Source organism: Rhodovulum steppense (assembly GCF_004339675.1).
Lineage (GTDB): Bacteria > Pseudomonadota > Alphaproteobacteria > Rhodobacterales > Rhodobacteraceae > Rhodovulum > Rhodovulum steppense.
This window is the reverse complement of sequence record NZ_SLVM01000023.1, coordinates 21,461-35,947: the sequence shown is the minus strand read 5'-3', so window position 1 is coordinate 35,947 and position 14,487 is coordinate 21,461. Positions and strand designations below refer to the sequence as shown.

The window sequence follows — 14,487 nt, the reverse complement described above, 5'->3', positions numbered from 1 at the left end:
GAGGGTCGGACATTCGTCCGGTCGGCCGGGACGTGGCCGCGGGGCCTGTCCCCGCGGGGAACGAGTGCTCTCCGGCCATGCCGGAGGAGTGGCGAACCATCACCGCGATTTCACGCGAACAAGGGTCACGCAGACATGCCCCATCATGCACAAGGAACCACCGGCTGGACCAAGCTCAGCGGATACCAGGCCCTCTGGGATCCAAAGATCGGCATGGGAAAGTTCTACTTCACCACCTTCGAGAACAAGCGCGAGGAAACGCCCTACATGAATGCCGAGAACTTCGCGCGGGTGATCGACATCCTGCGCAACGAGGATCCGGTCTATGGCAACTCGACCACCGGATCGGTGACCACCCAGCTCGAACCCGTGGGCGAAGCCGAAAGCTGAGAAAACGCAGGGGAGCCTGACATGGCCTGGAAATGGTATGAAATCGAGACCTACAAGGCTTCGGTCGGTGGACCGGCCTATTACGGCCTGATCCAGTTGAACGGCCCGGGCTTCTACGCGGGGCTGAGCTTTCGCAAGAGCGGGCCTTTGCCCGATGCCTCGGCGCCGACCACCTATGGCCAGCGATTCTACGGCTATCTGGACTTCCAGCAGATGCCGGTGATGCTGGACATCCTGCGCAACGAGGCACCGGTCCGCTTCGGCTGGAACGATGCCAATCCGAACGACTTTCACCTGATGACCGGCAATGAACCGGTGGGCGAGGGGGATGGCGTCCTGGCCCGCGGCGGCTGACCGCCCGGTATGCGGCGCGGTTGACCGCGCCGCCCCTTACCCCGTGGGGCTGAAATCCCCATAGGCGCCGCCTGCGAAGACCAGCGGCGGACCCTCGCGGCGGGCGACCTCGTCCACCCGGCCGACGACGATGGCGTGATCGCCCGCCTCATGCACCGCAACGCGAGTGCACAGGAATCGCGCGATCCAGCCCTCGTCCAGCAGGGGCGGGCCGCTCTCGGCCCATTCCATGGCCAACCCCTCGAACGCGCCGCCCGACCGGGCAAAGCGTTGCGCAACGGCGATCTCGCCCGCGCCCAGCACATGCACGGCAAAGCGATCCGCCCCGATCATCGCCCCGAACCGCGCCGAGGCGCAGGCGGGCGACCACAGGATCAGCGGCGGATCGAGCGAGACCGAGGAAAAGCTGTTCGCCGTCATGCCCACCGGACCGGTCGGGGCCGCGACCGTCACCACGGTCACGCCGGTCGCGAAACAGCCCAGCGCGTCGCGATACTGCCGCTCGGTCGCGGGGCCGGGGGTGAATCGGTCCATGGGGCGGCATCCTCTCGCCATTGATCGGGGCGCGAGCATGCGTCATCGACGGGGCGGCGGCAACCGCCCGGCGGCTGTCATGCAAACGTCAGAAAACCGATAAGTTTGCGTTGCAGCCCGCCGTTACGCCACCCCCGGTGCAAGGAGCGGGGGCGGAATGCTGCTGAGTGTCGAGAACGTGACCAAGGTCTTCGGGGCAAACCGTGCCGTGGATCGGGTGTCGTTTGGCGTTGAGCGCCCTGCCTTCATCGGGATCATCGGGCGATCGGGGGCGGGCAAGTCCACATTCCTGCGCATGATTAACCGGTTGACCGATGCCACCGACGGCGCAATCCACTTCCGGGGGCGGAACGTTCTGGGCCTGAAGGGGGCCGAGAAACGCTCCTGGCAGTCCGATTGCGCGATGATCTTCCAGCAGTTCAACCTGGTGCCGCGCATGGATGTGGTCTCGAATGTTCTGCACGGCACGCTGAACCGCCGCTCGGCCTTCGCGACCTTCTTCAACCTCTACCCGACCGCGGACATCCACCGCGCCATCGACATCCTCGATCGGCTGGGAATCGCCGAACAGGCGCCCAAGCGCGCCGAGGCGCTGTCGGGCGGCCAGCAGCAACGCGTCGCCATCGCCCGCGCCCTGATGCAGGATCCGCAGATCATCCTGGCCGACGAACCTATCGCCAGCCTGGACCCGATGAACGCGCAGGTGGTGATGGACGCGCTGCGTCGCATCCATGAGGAGGACGGGCGGATGGTGATCGCCAACCTCCATACACTGGACACCGCGCGGCGCTATTGCGACCGGGTGATCGGCATGCGCGAGGGGCGGATCGTGTTCGACGGTACGCCCGATCAACTGACCACCGGTGTTGCCCGCGACATCTACGGTGCGGATGAAACCTTCTCCGAAACCGCGACCTCGACCGCGATCCACCACCTCGATTCGCCCGCGGAAAAGTCGAGGGCCGGGGTGAAAGTCCACTGAAACACCAGAGTTTTCCCGCCGCGCCCGCCTTATGGACGCGGCCCCTGACAGGAGTGTGAGACCATGAAGAACCTGCTCGCGGCCCTTGTGGCCAGCACCGCCCTTGCCGCCCCGGTGATGGCCCAGGAAATCACGGAATTCCGCATCGGCATCCTCGGTGGCGAGAATGCTCAGGACCGGCTGTCCTCGAACGAATGCTACCGCGCCAAGGCCGAGGCCCTGCTGGGCGTGCCGGTCAAGATGTTCACCCCTGCCGATTATGACGGCGTGATCCAGGGCCTTCTGGGCGGCACCATTGACATGGCCTGGCTGGGCGCCTCGGCCTATGCCAAGGCTTGGCTGAGCGATCCTGAATCGGTCGAGCCCATCATGGTCAAGACCAATGTCGATGGCTCTTACGGCTATTACTCGATCGGCTTCGCCCGCGCTGACAGTGGCATCGCCTCGCTGGACGACATGAAGGGCAAGGTCTTTGCCTTCGGCGATCCGAATTCGACCAGCGGCTACCTTATCCCGGCCATCGAGATCCCCGAGGCGACCGGCGCCAGCATGGCATCGGGCGATTATTTCGGCGAGGTCCGCTTTGTCGGCGGTCATGAACAGACCATCGTCGCGGTGGCCAATGGCGAGGTCGATGCGGGCGTGACCTGGGCCGACGGCATGGGCGACTGGGAAGACGGCTACAACTCGGGCGCGCTGCGCAAGGCGGTCGATGCCGGTCTCGTCGACATGAACGATCTGGTCGAGATCTGGAAGTCCAAGCCGATCCCCGAAGGCCCCATCGTGCTGCGCAAGGCGCTGCCCGAACGGGTCAAGATCGACATCACCACGTTGACCGCCTCGCTGCCCTACATGGACCCCGACTGTGCTTATGGTTTCATGGCGGGCGAGGCGCTGGGATTCCAGCCGATCAACCATGACGCCTATCTCTCGATCATCGAGGCGCGCAAGTCTCAGTCGAACTGATCCAAGGTGTCGCACGGACGGGTCCGGCCAGGCGCCGGGCCCGTCCCGCCTTTTGTGAGGGCAGGGTTCGAATGGCAGAAATCACCTCGTCGGTCGGTCCGGGCGCGGCGCATATGCGCGACAGCTACATGACGCTCACGCGGCAGCGGCGCATCTATTCCGGAATGATCCTGATCGTCTTCGTCGCGCTGATGGCGGCGGGATTCGTCGTCGCCGACGACCGTAATGCAGGCGGTTTCTGGAACGGGCTGCCCAATGTGCTTGCCTTCCCCTCCGAGGTGGTCAGCGAGGCGGCCGCCAAGATCGAGCGGCTGCCCGGCAATCTGGCGAAGTTCTTCCCCGCGCTGATCGAGACGATCAACATCGCCGCGGTCTCGACGCTGGTGGGGGCGATGCTGGGGTTGGCGCTGTCGCTGCTGTCGACCCGCGGGCTTGCGCGCTTTCCGCGGCTGATCCCGCTCTTTCGCCGGATCATGGACGTGATGCGCGCCATCCCCGAGATCGTGATCGCGCTGGTGCTGATCTTCATCATGGGTGGGGGGCCAGTTCCGGCGATGATCGCGATCGCCTTCCATACCGGCGGCGCGTTGGGCAAGCTGTTCTCCGAGGTCAACGAGAATGCCGATCTCAAGCCGGTCGAAGGGCTGGAATCGGTCGGCGCCACCTGGATCCAGCGCATGGGGCTGGGTGTGATCCCACAGGTCGCACCGAACTACCTGAGTTACGGGCTGATGCGCTTCGAGATCAATATCCGCGCCTCGGCGATCCTTGGCTTCGTGGGCGCGGGCGGCGTCGGTTACGAACTGCGCAACGCGATGTCCTGGGGGCAGGGCCGGTTCGACGAGGCGGCCGCGATCTTCCTGTTGCTGTTCGGCGCCATCGTCTTCTTCGACCAGCTTTCCAGCCATTACCGCGACAAGCTGACCAGCGGGGAGGGCAGGGCATGACCGTGACCGCCACCACCGCCACGCTCAAGGCCGAAGTGACCCTGCGGATGATGTCCAGACGCCTCGCCGCGTTCCGGCTTCCGGCGCTGATCCTTGCCTATCTGACCTATATCTTCTTCGCCTTCGACATCCCCGGCCTGGCGGAACGGGCGCGGATGGACAATGCGCGGCTGCTGGTCGCCGACAGCTACAGCTACAAGACCCATGTCACCCGCGACAATCGCAGCGGCGAAGTCAGCATCGCCATCGAGGGCGAGCGCAAGGGCAGCTATCCGCCCGGCACGGCGCCTGACTGGGTGCGGCTTGGGGACGAGACCGTGATCGACCTCGGCGGCGGGCATGTCGTCACCTATACCGCGGATGGCATGACCTATGAGGTGCCGGGCTTCGGCGTGATCGAGGCCATCACCAGCCGGTCGGGCGGCGTCGTGACCAATCTCGGTGACGCGGTGCCAGACTGGATCAATGCCTCGGATAACCGCGTCGCGATCACCACCGAGGCAGGCCGCGTCACCATCACCCGCAACCGGACGGAAGTGTTCCGCTATTCGCTTGGTTGGGAGCTGTTCTTCTTCACCCTTGACAGCCCCTATCACGGGGAGGGCCTGGCCGCGATCCTCTTCGGCCCGCAGATCGACCCGACCCGCGACAACCTGCAAGGCGCATGGCAGGATTTCTGGGGCAACCAGATGTGGCGCCACAGCGAGGTCGCCTGGGCGATCTTCGAGACGATCCTCATGGCCTTCCTCGGCACGATGGGGGCGGCTCTGGTAGCGCTGCCCCTGGCCTTCCTCGCGGCGCGCAACTTCACGCCCTTCATGATCGTGCGTTTCGCGGTGCGCCGGGTGTTCGACTTCGTGCGCGGGGTGGATGCGCTGATCTGGACCATCGTTCTGGCGCGCGCCTTCGGGCCAGGGCCGCTGACCGGGGCGCTGGCGATCCTCGTCACCGACTCGGGCAGTTTCGGCAAGATGTTTTCCGAGGCACTGGAAAACGTTGACCGCCGCCAGATCGAAGGCGTCCAGTCCACCGGTGCGCCCACGCTGGCCCGTTACCGCTTCGGCGTCATTCCGCAGATCACGCCGATCCTGCTGTCCCAAGTGCTCTACTATCTCGAATCGAACACCCGCAGCGCGACAATCATCGGCGCGATCACCGGGGGCGGGATCGGGCTCATGCTGACCCAGGCGATCATCACACAGAAGGACTGGGAGGAGGTCAGCTATTACATCACCCTGATCCTGATCATGGTGACGCTGATGGACTGGCTGTCGGGCATCCTGCGCCGCCGCCTGATCAAGGGCGCCTGACCGGCCTCCTTCTTCTGGCTCCAGATAAACCCGCCGGAGGCGTGACCCGGCCTGACGAAAGCGACCCTCATGGCCCGTCTGAGCGCCGAAACCCCGGTCCTGCACCCCGAGTACAGCATCACGGCCAGCCATCTGGGCGCCTATGTCGAGATCGGTCAGGGCACGCGGATTCTCAATTCCGAGATCGGCGACTATTCCTATTGCGACCGCTATGCCGACATCGCGAATGCTTCGGTGGGCAAGTTCGCCAACATTGCCAGCTTCACCCGCATCGGTCCGACAGACCACCCGATGGAGCGGGCGAGCCTGCACCATTTCCTCTACCGTTCGGCCGATTACTGGGACGATGCGGCGGACGATACCGCGTTCTTCGTACGGCGTGCGGCGCGCCGGGTGCGGATCGGACATGACACCTGGGTCGGACATGGCGCCATCGTGCGGCCCGAACTCACCCTGGGCGATGGCGCGGTCGTGGCGGCGGGGGCGGTGGTCACGCGCGATGTTGCGCCCTACACCATCGTCGCCGGTGTGCCCGCGCGGCCCTTGCGCGACCGGTTCCCGCCAACGATAGCCGAACGACTGGTTGCGCTGGCCTGGTGGGATTGGGACCATGCCGCACTGCGTGCTGCGCTTGAGGATTTCCGCACGCTCCCCGTCGAGGCCTTTCTGGAGAAGCACGACGGCTGAGGGATGGTGCTGCTCCCTGCGTTCTGAAGGGAACACGGGGGCTGCCCGAAAGGCCGCCCCCGACACCGCTGAAAAGACTGGGTAAAACGTCCGGCCGTCTTTCGACGAGAACACGAAACCGATGCTTCCGCCGGTCCCCTCGAATGCCGACGATCTTACGCAGCCCAGATAACGCCGGGACAAACGAAGCACGCCGGAACCGCGACAATGCCGGGCCGACGATGCCTATTCCGCCGCCATGTCGAGCCTGTGCAGCCTGCTGGCAAGGCGGTGAGCGGCCTCTCCCGCGAGATAGGTCAGCCGTCCGCCGGCCACCGTCATCTCGACCGCGCGCGTCCGCGCATCGACCACGCACAAGTCGGCCCGGCGGCCCTGATCGAGCCGCCCTCGGTCGGGCAGGCGCAGGATCGTTGCGGGCCGCTCCGAGATCAGCGCCCAGGCGCGCGGCAGGTCCATCAGGCCGCTATCCACCAGCCGCCAGGCCGCGTGCGTCAGCGCGGGGTAGTAGTAATCCGACACCAGCGCATCGCAGAGTCCTTGCGCGATCAGGTCCAGCGCCGAGACATTGCCCGCCTGCGATCCGCCGCGCACCACGTTCGGCGCGCCCAGCAGCACGGGATCGTTCATTGCCTTGGCTGCGGCCGCCGCGCGGCGGGTCAGGGGAAACTCGGCGATGCGCGCCCCGATCATCGAAAAGCGCTCGCGCGTTTCGCCGTCGGGATCGTCATGGCTGCCGTAGATCACGCCCATCTCGTCGAAGGCATCGGCCAGACGGCACAGATGACGCGGAACCTCGCCCGACTGTGCTGCTGCGGCGGAGATCCGTGCCCGGTAGGCGTCGGGGCACTGCCCGGCCTGCGCTGCCCAGAGCGCCAGGCGATCGGGGCGTGTGCGCGCAGTCTCGATGGCCTCGTCGAGATGGTTGTTGAACACCAGATACCCGATCCGGTGACGACGGATGGCGTCAAGCAGGCGCTGGCCGGTCTCGACCATATGCGTCTCGCAGCGGATCTGGATGCGCAGATCGGTCATCATCTGCGCGCGATAGGCGTCGAGCGCGTCCATCAGCGCCTCGGCTCGGTCGGGTCCGCGATGCCCCCCCTCCCAAGACCAACTCTGCGCCAGCCAGGCGGTTGTTACCCCGTTGGCCGCCGCCTCGCGGTCGGTCGCTGCCAGCCCGATGGATGGCGCGAATGGGGCCATGGGGCGGGGTGCGATATGGCGCTCGAAGGCGTCACCATGCAGGTCGACGATCCCGGGCAGGATCAGATAGCCGCTCAGGTTGACCTCCGGCAGGGGGGCCCGCGTGATCCTGCCCTCGGCGATGGCCAGCGACCGGCGCTGCATCTCGCCATCGCGCAGGATCGTGGCGCCGGTGAACCGCAGGGGGGGCAGATAATGCGACATCGTCTGACTCGGGACAGGTTTGGTCCCTGTGGATAACCTGTCTCTGTATCGGGGGTATGACACCGGCCCGTGGATCTGCGCCGATGCCATCAGTCGGGCGTCACGACCAGGCTGACCCGGTCGCCCGCGAACCAGGTACGGCCATATTCGACGGGCCGCCCCGCGGCGTCGACATTGACCGCGACGGCTCGCAAGATCGGGGCGCCCTCGCGCAGCGCAAGATGCAGCGCCTGGGTCGGCGTGGCCAGTTTCGCCGTCAGTCGGGTCGAGGCGCGGGTATAGTCGGACACGCCTGCGCGGGCGAGCGCTGCGGTGACCGAGCGGGTCTCAGCAAGCAGCGCCAGCAGGCCGGGGAAGGGGTCGGCCGGGAACACGCTGCGAAACAGAGCCAGCGGCGCGCCATCGGCCAGCGAGACGCCCTCGCAGACATGAACCGGCGCGCTGGGCGGCAGGCCAAGCGCCCCGGCCTCGCGCGGGTCGGCGGTGCGTGTTTCCAGAAGCAGGATCTTCCGGTCTGGCGTCTGTCCGGCGGCCCTGAGATTGTGGTGGAACCGGACGCGGCGGCCGATTGGATACTCGGTGGGCTGCGCCGCGACGAAGACGCCCGCGCCGCGCCTTGCATGGGTCAGTCCGGCCTCGGCCAGCGATGCCAGCGCCCGGCGCACCGTGTGTCGGTTGACCCCGAAGCGCTGTGCCAGTTCTGCCTCGGTGGGCAGCTTGTCGCCCGGACGATAGCGGCCTGCGCCGATCTCGTCCTTCAGCGTCGCCGCGATCGAGCTCCACAGCGCGTTCCGCCCCATGTCATCAAATCTTCACCTTCGGGGCCCTTGCGCGACTCCTGCGCCGGGCCTATTGATTTGTCTAGTTGTATATAAATCTAGACAAACGGGCAAGTTGTCCAATGAGCTGCATCGACACACGCAAGGAATGGATGGGGCTTCTGGCGCGCGCGCCTGCGGGTCTGCTGGCCGAGCTGTGTGCCGGTCTTGGTTCCGAACCCGGATTTGCCTGGCTGCGCCCGCCCGAGACCGGCGGCGTCATGCTGCGCGGCCGGATGGGCGGGACGGGCGCGCCCTTCAACCTGGGCGAGATGACAGTGACGCGCTGCGCGCTGCGGCTCGTTGACGGGGGCGCGGTCGGTCATGCCCATGTGCAGGGCCGCGACCGGGACAAGGCGCGCCGCGCCGCGCTGATCGACGCGCTGATGCAGACGGCCCGTGCGGAGGAATGCCGCGACCGGGTGCTGGTGCCACTGAGCACGCAGATGGAACAGCAGCGGCAGGCGCGGGCGGCACGGGCGGCGGCTACCAGGGTCGAGTTCTTCACCATGGTCCGCGGAGAGGATTGAGCGATGGAGATGCGGACGCTGACCGGCGGCTTCGCCGATACCCCCCGCGAGGCGGCCATCGCCTTTCGTGCGATGCTGGAGGCGATGGCACGACCCGGCCGCATCTTCGAGATGGCGGGCGCAGCCCCACCCGCGCCGATGTCGGTTGCGGCGGGCGGCGCGTTGCTGGTGCTGGCGGATGGCACGACGCCGGTGCATCTGGCCGGTGGCCATGACGCGCCCGCGATCCGCGACTGGATTACATTCCATACCGGCGCGCCCCTTGTCGCGCGGGAGGAGGCCGCCCTTGCGGTGGGCGATTGGGCGGGGCTCCTGCCGCTTGATGCTTACCGCATCGGCGTGCCGGATTATCCCGATCGCTCGGCCACCCTGATCGTCGAGATGGCGGCGTTGGCGCCCTCGGGCGCGTGGCTGACCGGTCCGGGGATCGCGACCGCGCATCGGCTGAACCTGCCCGATGTGGCGGTGTTCCGCGCCAATCGCGCGCTGTTTCCGCTGGGGCTCGATTTCTTCTTCACCGCGGGCGCGCGCCTTGCCGCGCTGCCGCGCACGACAATCGTGGAGGCCGACTGATGTATGTGGCGGTCAAGGGCGGCGAGCGGGCGATCAAGAATGCCCATGCCTGGCTGGCCGAGGAACGGCGGGGCGATCCGTCCGTTGCGGACCTGTCCGTCGCGCAGATCCGCGAACAACTGGCGCTGGCGGTCGACCGGGTGATGGCCGAGGGTTCGCTTTACGATCCCGATCTTGCGGCGCTGGCGATCAAGCAGGCCCGCGGCGACCTGATCGAGGCGATCTTCCTGATCCGGGCCTATCGCACCACGCTGCCGCGGTTGGGCGCGTCGAGGCCCGTGGATACCGGCGTCATGGCCTGCGACCGGCGCATCTCGGCCACCTTCAAGGATGTGCCTGGGGGGCAGGTGCTGGGGCCGACCTTCGACTACACGCACCGGCTTCTGGATTTCATGCTGGCCGCCGAAGGCGAGGTGATGCCCGCGCCGCAGGCCGAGCCCTGCGACGCACCGATGCCGCGGATCACCGGTTTTCTGGACCGCGACGGGCTGATCGGGCAGGAGGCACCGTCCGACGACCCGCCCCCTGACCTGACCCGCGAACCGCTGGAATTCCCTGCGGACCGCGCGCTTCGTCTTCAGGCGCTGACCCGCGGCGACGAGGGGTTCGTGCTGGGCATGGCCTATTCCACCCAGCGCGGTTACGGGCGGAACCATCCCTTCGTGGGGGAGCTCCGCGTGGGAATGGTCGCGGTCGAGATGGAGATCCCCGAACTCGGCTTCGCGGTCGAGATCGGCGAGGTGGTGCTGACCGAGTGCGAGACGGTGAACCAGTTCACCGGCTCGAAGACCGAACCGCCGCAGTTCACTCGCGGCTACGGCCTGGCCTTCGGCCATTCCGAGCGCAAGGCGATCTCGATGGCGCTGGTCGACCGGGCGCTGCGATGGGAGGAACTGGGCGAGGACAATGTGGGCGCGCCGGCGCAGGATGCCGAGTTCGTGCTGGCCCATGCCGACAACATCCAAGCCTCGGGCTTTCTCGAACATATCAAGCTGCCGCATTACGTCGACTTCCAGTCCGAACTGGAACTGGTGCGTCGGATCCGGGCCGAGGCGGCTGCGACGTCCGCCGTCCGGGCGGTGGCGGAATGATCTGCGGCTATTCCTCTTCGTGGTCCGGGGCGGTGTCGATGAGCCAGCCCCCGGGGCCGGCCACGCGGTCGGGCAGAACGAGGATCATTGCCTCGCGCAGGATGACGACCGTTACGAGGCTGAGGGCGATCTGGTCGAAGGTGATCGTGGCGATCCAGTCGATCATCGGCGGGCTTCCTTGCGCTGTGTGCGCTCTCGGTCGCCGGTAAATGGGGCGTTAAGATGACCGAAACCGATCAATACAATTTCGCCTATCTCGACGAACATACAAAGCGGATGATCCGCCGGGCATTGTTGAAAGCGCTGGCTATCCCGGGTTACCAGGTACCTTTCGCCAGCCGCGAGATGCCGATGCCTTATGGCTGGGGGACAGGGGGCGTGCAGGTCACGGCTTCTGTGCTGACCCCGAATGATTCGCTGAAGGTGATCGATCAGGGCGCGGACGACACTACGAACGCCGTCTCGATCCGCAGGTTCTTTCAGAAGACGGCGGGGGTGTCGACCACGACGCGCACCACCGAGGCAAGCGTCATCCAGACCCGCCACCGTATCCCCGAGGACCCGCTGCGCGAGGGCCAGATCCTCGTCTACCAGGTGCCGATTCCCGAACCGCTGCGCTTTCTCGAACCGCGCGAAACCGAGACGCGCAAGATGCATGCGCTGGAGGAATACGGGCTGATGCATGTCAAGCTTTACGAGGACATCGCGCGACATGGCGAGATCGCGACGGCCTATGCCTATCCGGTCAAGGTGGAGGGACGCTATGTGATGGATCCCTCGCCGATACCGAAATTCGACAATCCCAAGATGGAGATGGCGGCGATCCAGCTGTTCGGCGCTGGGCGCGAGCAACGCATCTATGCGGTGCCTCCCCATACCCGCGTCGTGAGCCTGGATTTCGAGGACCATCCCTTCGAGGCGCGCAAGGGCGGGCTGTCCTGTGCGCTGTGCGGGTCCGAGGAGAGCTATCTCGACGAGGTGATCGTCGACGATGCAGGGGGGCGGATGTTCGTCTGCTCGGATACCGATCATTGCGAGGGGCGGCGGTCACAGGCATGTACGGAGGCCGAGGGATGAGCGCGCAAGACTGCTGTGAAGAACCCTGCCGACACTTTCCGGAAGATGCCTGGCGCCCGGAGGCGCCGTTGCTCGCCGTCCGGGGTGTTTCGAAATCCTGGGGGGCGCGGATCGGCTGTGCCGACGTGTCCTTCGAGCTTTGGCCCGGTGAGGTGATCGGGATCGTGGGCGAAAGCGGCTCGGGCAAGTCGACCCTGCTGAATTGCCTGGCAGGGCATCTGGCGCCCGATGTCGGCGAGATCCTGTTTGACATGCGCGGGGCGGGGCTGGTGGACATGCGCAGGATGGCCGAACCCGAGCGGCGGCGTCTGGCGCGTACCGACTGGGCCTTCGTCCATCAGAATCCGCGCGACGGGTTGAGGATGGGCGTCTCGGCGGGCGGCAATGTCGGCGAGCGACTAATGGCGGTGGGCGCGCGGCATTACGCGGCGATCCGGGGCCAGGCGCTGGACTGGCTGGACCGGGTCGAGATCGCGGCCGACCGGATCGACGACCGGCCCGCATCTTTCTCGGGGGGCATGCAGCAGCGGCTTCAGATCGCGCGCAACCTCGTGACCGGGCCAAGGCTGGTGTTCATGGACGAACCCACCGGCGGGCTCGATGTTAGCGTGCAGGCGCGGCTTCTGGATCTGATGCGCGGCCTTGTGCGCGGCATGGGGCTGAGCGCGATCGTCGTCACCCATGACCTGGCGGTTGTCCGGCTTCTGGCGGATCGGCTGATCGTGATGAAGGGCGGGCGGGTGGTCGAGGCCGGGCTGACCGATCAGGTGCTGGACGATCCCCAGCATGCCTATACGCAGCTTCTGGTCAGTTCGGTCCTGCAGGTCTGAGGGCAGCGCGTGGGGCAGGGCGGGTCATGGGTATTTACGCCAAGAAGAAGGGCAGGGCTGTATGATCGAGATCGAGGGCGTGGCCAAGCGCTTTACCCTGCACAATCAGGGCGGCGCGGTGATCGAGGTGCTGCGCGAGGCGACGTTGTCAGTCGCGCCGGGCGAATGCGTGGCGCTTACCGGCGCCTCGGGTGCGGGGAAGTCGACGCTGATGCGGATGGTCTATGGCAATTACCTTGCCCATGCCGGGCGGATCGTGGTGGGGGGCGTCGATCTGGTGCGGGCCGCGCCCTTCGAGGTCGTCGCGCTGCGGCGACGGACGCTGGGCTATGTCAGCCAGTTCCTTCGCGTCGTGCCGCGGGTTCCGACGCGCGCTGTGGTGGCCGAGCCCTTGCTGGCCCTGGGCTGGCCCGGGGAGCGGGCGCGGGAGCGGGCCGAGGCATTGCTGGCGCGGCTGAACATTCCCGCGCCGCTCTGGGAGTTGAGCCCGACTACCTTCTCGGGGGGGGAGCAGCAGCGGGTGAACATCGCCCGCGGGTTTGCCCATGATTACCCCGCGCTGTTGCTCGACGAACCGACGGCGAGCCTTGATCCGGTGAACCGCGAGGTGGTGCTGAGCCTGATCGAGGCGGCCAAGGCGCGAGGCGCGGCGATCCTGGGCATCTTCCATGACGCCGAGGCGCGTGCTCGGGTCTGCGACCGCGAGGTGGATGTGTCGGATTTTGCCTCGGGGGCGGGCTGATGGCGGGACGGCTTTTCGCAGTGGTCGGTCCATCGGGCGTTGGCAAGGACACGCTGCTGGCGGCGGTCCGTGACCGGCATCCGCTGTGCCATCTGGTGCGCCGGGTCATCACGCGCGCGCCCGATGCGGGGGGCGAGGCGTTCGACGCCGTGACCGAGGCGGAATTTGCGCGGCTGCGCGCCGCGGGCGGCTTCGCGCTGCACTGGCGGGCGCATGGGCTGTGCTACGGGATTCCGAGCGCCATCGACGAGGTGCTGGCCGAGGGGCGGGACGTTCTGTTCAACGGTTCGCGCGCGGTATTGGGCGAGGCGGCTGCGCGCTATCCGCGGCTGCGCGTGCTGCATGTCACCGCGCGGCCCGAGACGCTGGCTTGGCGGCTGGCGGGGCGGGGCCGGGAAAGCGCGGACGAGATCGCGGCGCGGCTGGGGCGAGCGGGCTATGCCCTGCCCTCCGGGTTGTGTATCACGCGGATCGAGAATGATGGAGCGCTGGAGCAGGCGGTTGCCGCCATGTTGGCCGCGCTTCAGCCCGAGAGGGTGTAGCGATGCAGGTTGTAGAAGCGCCCATCCTCGGCCTCGCCGAACAGGCACAGGCTTGCGATCCGGAGCGGCCGGTCGATCAGCGGCTGCAGTACCGGCGAAAGCACCGCGCGGGTGCGTTCGGCCTCCGCGTCCTTGAGCGGGCCGGTCAGCGTCAGGTGGAAGCGGAATTCCTCCATCACATAAGGATAGCCCCAGCGTTCCAGAATCCGCCTCTGGCGGGCGCTCAGCCGGTCGGGGTCGCGGCGCGCGATCTCTTCGGGCAGGGGGGGCGCGCGGAACCCGTCAAGCGCCTCGACCACGCTGCCCGCCAGCGCCGACAGCGTGCGGCTGTCGCCCCGGGCCGTAAGTGCCAGAAAGCCCGACAGACGCGAGATCTGAAGCCCGTCCAGAAGCACCGGCTTCAACTGCCCCGCCAAGGCCGCGGCCGAGCGGTGCAGAAGCGCGATATCGCTGCCCTCGATCAGCCGGAAGGGCGGCTTGATCGTGGCATGGAACCCGTAGCGGCGGGGTGTCTCGGTCAGTTCGGCGATCTTGCAGGGCAGCCCCAGCAGCCGGAGCGGCGTCCGTGTCGTTCCCGCCAGCGGATCCCAGCCCAGCCACGCCGCGCCGAACTCTGCCAGCGGCCCGGGTTCCGGCGCGAAATAGATCGCGTAGCGCTTGTAGCCTTCCATCGCGTGTTCTCCGACCCGTCGTCATCCGCGCCTCTC

19 protein-coding genes are annotated in these 14,487 nt (G+C 67.0%); 14 read left to right on the top strand and 5 right to left on the bottom strand.

Translation table 11 applies throughout. From position 1 onward, the window contains the following. Positions 1–135: 135 nt before the first annotated feature. Positions 136–390 (top strand): hypothetical protein, encoded by a 255-nt coding sequence (locus EV216_RS14100; protein WP_132696169.1) that lies wholly within the window; start codon positions 136–138, stop codon positions 388–390. Positions 391–411: 21 nt separating this feature from the next. Beyond that, positions 412–744 carry a hypothetical protein gene (locus tag EV216_RS14095; RefSeq protein WP_132696168.1) on the top strand — a complete coding sequence of 111 codons (333 nt, stop codon included), beginning with the start codon at positions 412–414 and terminating at the stop codon, positions 742–744. Positions 745–780: 36 nt separating this feature from the next. On the opposite strand, the gene EV216_RS14090 is transcribed toward EV216_RS14095, so the two are convergent. Continuing rightward, positions 781–1,278, bottom strand: a complete 498-nt coding sequence (locus EV216_RS14090; RefSeq protein ID WP_207894011.1) for a flavin reductase family protein — start codon at positions 1,276–1,278, stop codon at positions 781–783. Positions 1,279–1,435: 157 nt separating this feature from the next. On the opposite strand from EV216_RS14090, the gene phnC reads away from it, so the two are divergent. From phnC to EV216_RS14065, 5 genes are all read left to right on the top strand, one after another. Continuing rightward, the gene (phnC, locus tag EV216_RS14085) at positions 1,436–2,260 is read left to right on the top strand and encodes a phosphonate ABC transporter ATP-binding protein (RefSeq protein WP_424511187.1); all 825 of its coding nucleotides are present in this window, start codon (positions 1,436–1,438) and stop codon (positions 2,258–2,260) included. Positions 2,261–2,323: 63 nt separating this feature from the next. After that, on the top strand, positions 2,324–3,226 hold the full coding sequence (phnD, locus tag EV216_RS14080; RefSeq protein ID WP_132696166.1) for a phosphonate ABC transporter substrate-binding protein: 903 nt from the start codon (positions 2,324–2,326) through the stop codon (positions 3,224–3,226). 71 nt (positions 3,227–3,297) lie between these two features. Further along, complete coding sequence (gene phnE / locus EV216_RS14075) at positions 3,298–4,173, top strand: phosphonate ABC transporter, permease protein PhnE (protein WP_132696165.1); 876 nt, start codon at positions 3,298–3,300, stop codon at positions 4,171–4,173. After that, complete coding sequence (phnE, locus tag EV216_RS14070; protein WP_132696164.1) at positions 4,170–5,483, top strand: phosphonate ABC transporter, permease protein PhnE; 1,314 nt, start codon at positions 4,170–4,172, stop codon at positions 5,481–5,483. The genes phnE (EV216_RS14075) and phnE (EV216_RS14070) overlap by 4 nt, the downstream gene beginning before the upstream one ends. 69 nt (positions 5,484–5,552) lie before the next feature. Next, positions 5,553–6,170, top strand: a complete 618-nt coding sequence (locus tag EV216_RS14065) for an LbetaH domain-containing protein (protein ID WP_132696163.1) — start codon at positions 5,553–5,555, stop codon at positions 6,168–6,170. 225 nt (positions 6,171–6,395) lie between these two features. Here EV216_RS14065 and EV216_RS14060 read toward each other — a convergent pair whose 3' ends face one another. Beyond that, a complete protein-coding gene (locus EV216_RS14060; protein WP_132696162.1) occupies positions 6,396–7,577 on the bottom strand; it encodes an alpha-D-ribose 1-methylphosphonate 5-triphosphate diphosphatase in 1,182 nt (393 codons plus the stop codon). 89 nt (positions 7,578–7,666) lie between these two features. After that, the gene (phnF, locus tag EV216_RS14055) at positions 7,667–8,377 is read right to left on the bottom strand and encodes a phosphonate metabolism transcriptional regulator PhnF (RefSeq protein WP_132696161.1); all 711 of its coding nucleotides are present in this window, start codon (positions 8,375–8,377) and stop codon (positions 7,667–7,669) included. A 101-nt stretch (positions 8,378–8,478) separates the two neighbouring features. Here phnF and phnG point away from each other — a divergent pair, with 101 nt between their 5' ends. The 3 genes from phnG to EV216_RS14040 are packed head-to-tail and all read left to right on the top strand — an operon-like array spanning position 8,479 to position 10,589. Then, positions 8,479–8,925, top strand: a complete 447-nt coding sequence (gene phnG, locus EV216_RS14050; protein ID WP_132696160.1) for a phosphonate C-P lyase system protein PhnG — start codon at positions 8,479–8,481, stop codon at positions 8,923–8,925. A gap of 3 nt (positions 8,926–8,928) precedes the next feature. Further along, positions 8,929–9,498: a phosphonate C-P lyase system protein PhnH gene (gene phnH / locus EV216_RS14045; RefSeq protein WP_132696159.1), complete on the top strand. Its 570-nt coding sequence runs from the start codon at positions 8,929–8,931 to the stop codon at positions 9,496–9,498. Next, the gene (locus tag EV216_RS14040) at positions 9,498–10,589 is read left to right on the top strand and encodes a carbon-phosphorus lyase complex subunit (RefSeq protein ID WP_132696158.1); all 1,092 of its coding nucleotides are present in this window, start codon (positions 9,498–9,500) and stop codon (positions 10,587–10,589) included. Before phnH ends, EV216_RS14040 begins: the two co-directional genes overlap by 1 nt. Positions 10,590–10,596: 7 nt before the next feature. Here EV216_RS14040 and EV216_RS18315 read toward each other — a convergent pair whose 3' ends face one another. Beyond that, the gene (locus EV216_RS18315) at positions 10,597–10,755 is read right to left on the bottom strand and encodes a hypothetical protein (protein ID WP_165899254.1); all 159 of its coding nucleotides are present in this window, start codon (positions 10,753–10,755) and stop codon (positions 10,597–10,599) included. A gap of 56 nt (positions 10,756–10,811) precedes the next feature. Here EV216_RS18315 and EV216_RS14035 point away from each other — a divergent pair, with 56 nt between their 5' ends. From EV216_RS14035 to phnN, 4 genes are all read left to right on the top strand, one after another. Further along, positions 10,812–11,666: an alpha-D-ribose 1-methylphosphonate 5-phosphate C-P-lyase PhnJ gene (locus EV216_RS14035; RefSeq protein ID WP_132696157.1), complete on the top strand. Its 855-nt coding sequence runs from the start codon at positions 10,812–10,814 to the stop codon at positions 11,664–11,666. Between the two features lie 68 nt (positions 11,667–11,734). Next, positions 11,735–12,496 carry a phosphonate C-P lyase system protein PhnK gene (phnK, locus tag EV216_RS14030; protein ID WP_243642085.1) on the top strand — a complete coding sequence of 254 codons (762 nt, stop codon included), beginning with the start codon at positions 11,735–11,737 and terminating at the stop codon, positions 12,494–12,496. Positions 12,497–12,557: 61 nt separating this feature from the next. Then, on the top strand, positions 12,558–13,238 hold the full coding sequence (phnL, locus tag EV216_RS14025) for a phosphonate C-P lyase system protein PhnL (RefSeq protein ID WP_132696155.1): 681 nt from the start codon (positions 12,558–12,560) through the stop codon (positions 13,236–13,238). Then, entirely contained in the window at positions 13,238–13,780 is a 543-nt protein-coding gene (gene phnN, locus EV216_RS14020) for a phosphonate metabolism protein/1,5-bisphosphokinase (PRPP-forming) PhnN (RefSeq protein WP_132696154.1), read from the top strand. The genes phnL and phnN overlap by 1 nt, the downstream gene beginning before the upstream one ends. On the opposite strand, the gene EV216_RS14015 is transcribed toward phnN, so the two are convergent. Beyond that, positions 13,762–14,451: a DUF1045 domain-containing protein gene (locus EV216_RS14015; protein WP_132696153.1), complete on the bottom strand. Its 690-nt coding sequence runs from the start codon at positions 14,449–14,451 to the stop codon at positions 13,762–13,764. The two genes, phnN and EV216_RS14015, sit on opposite strands and share 19 nt — an antisense overlap. Between the last annotated feature and the right edge of the window lie 36 nt (positions 14,452–14,487).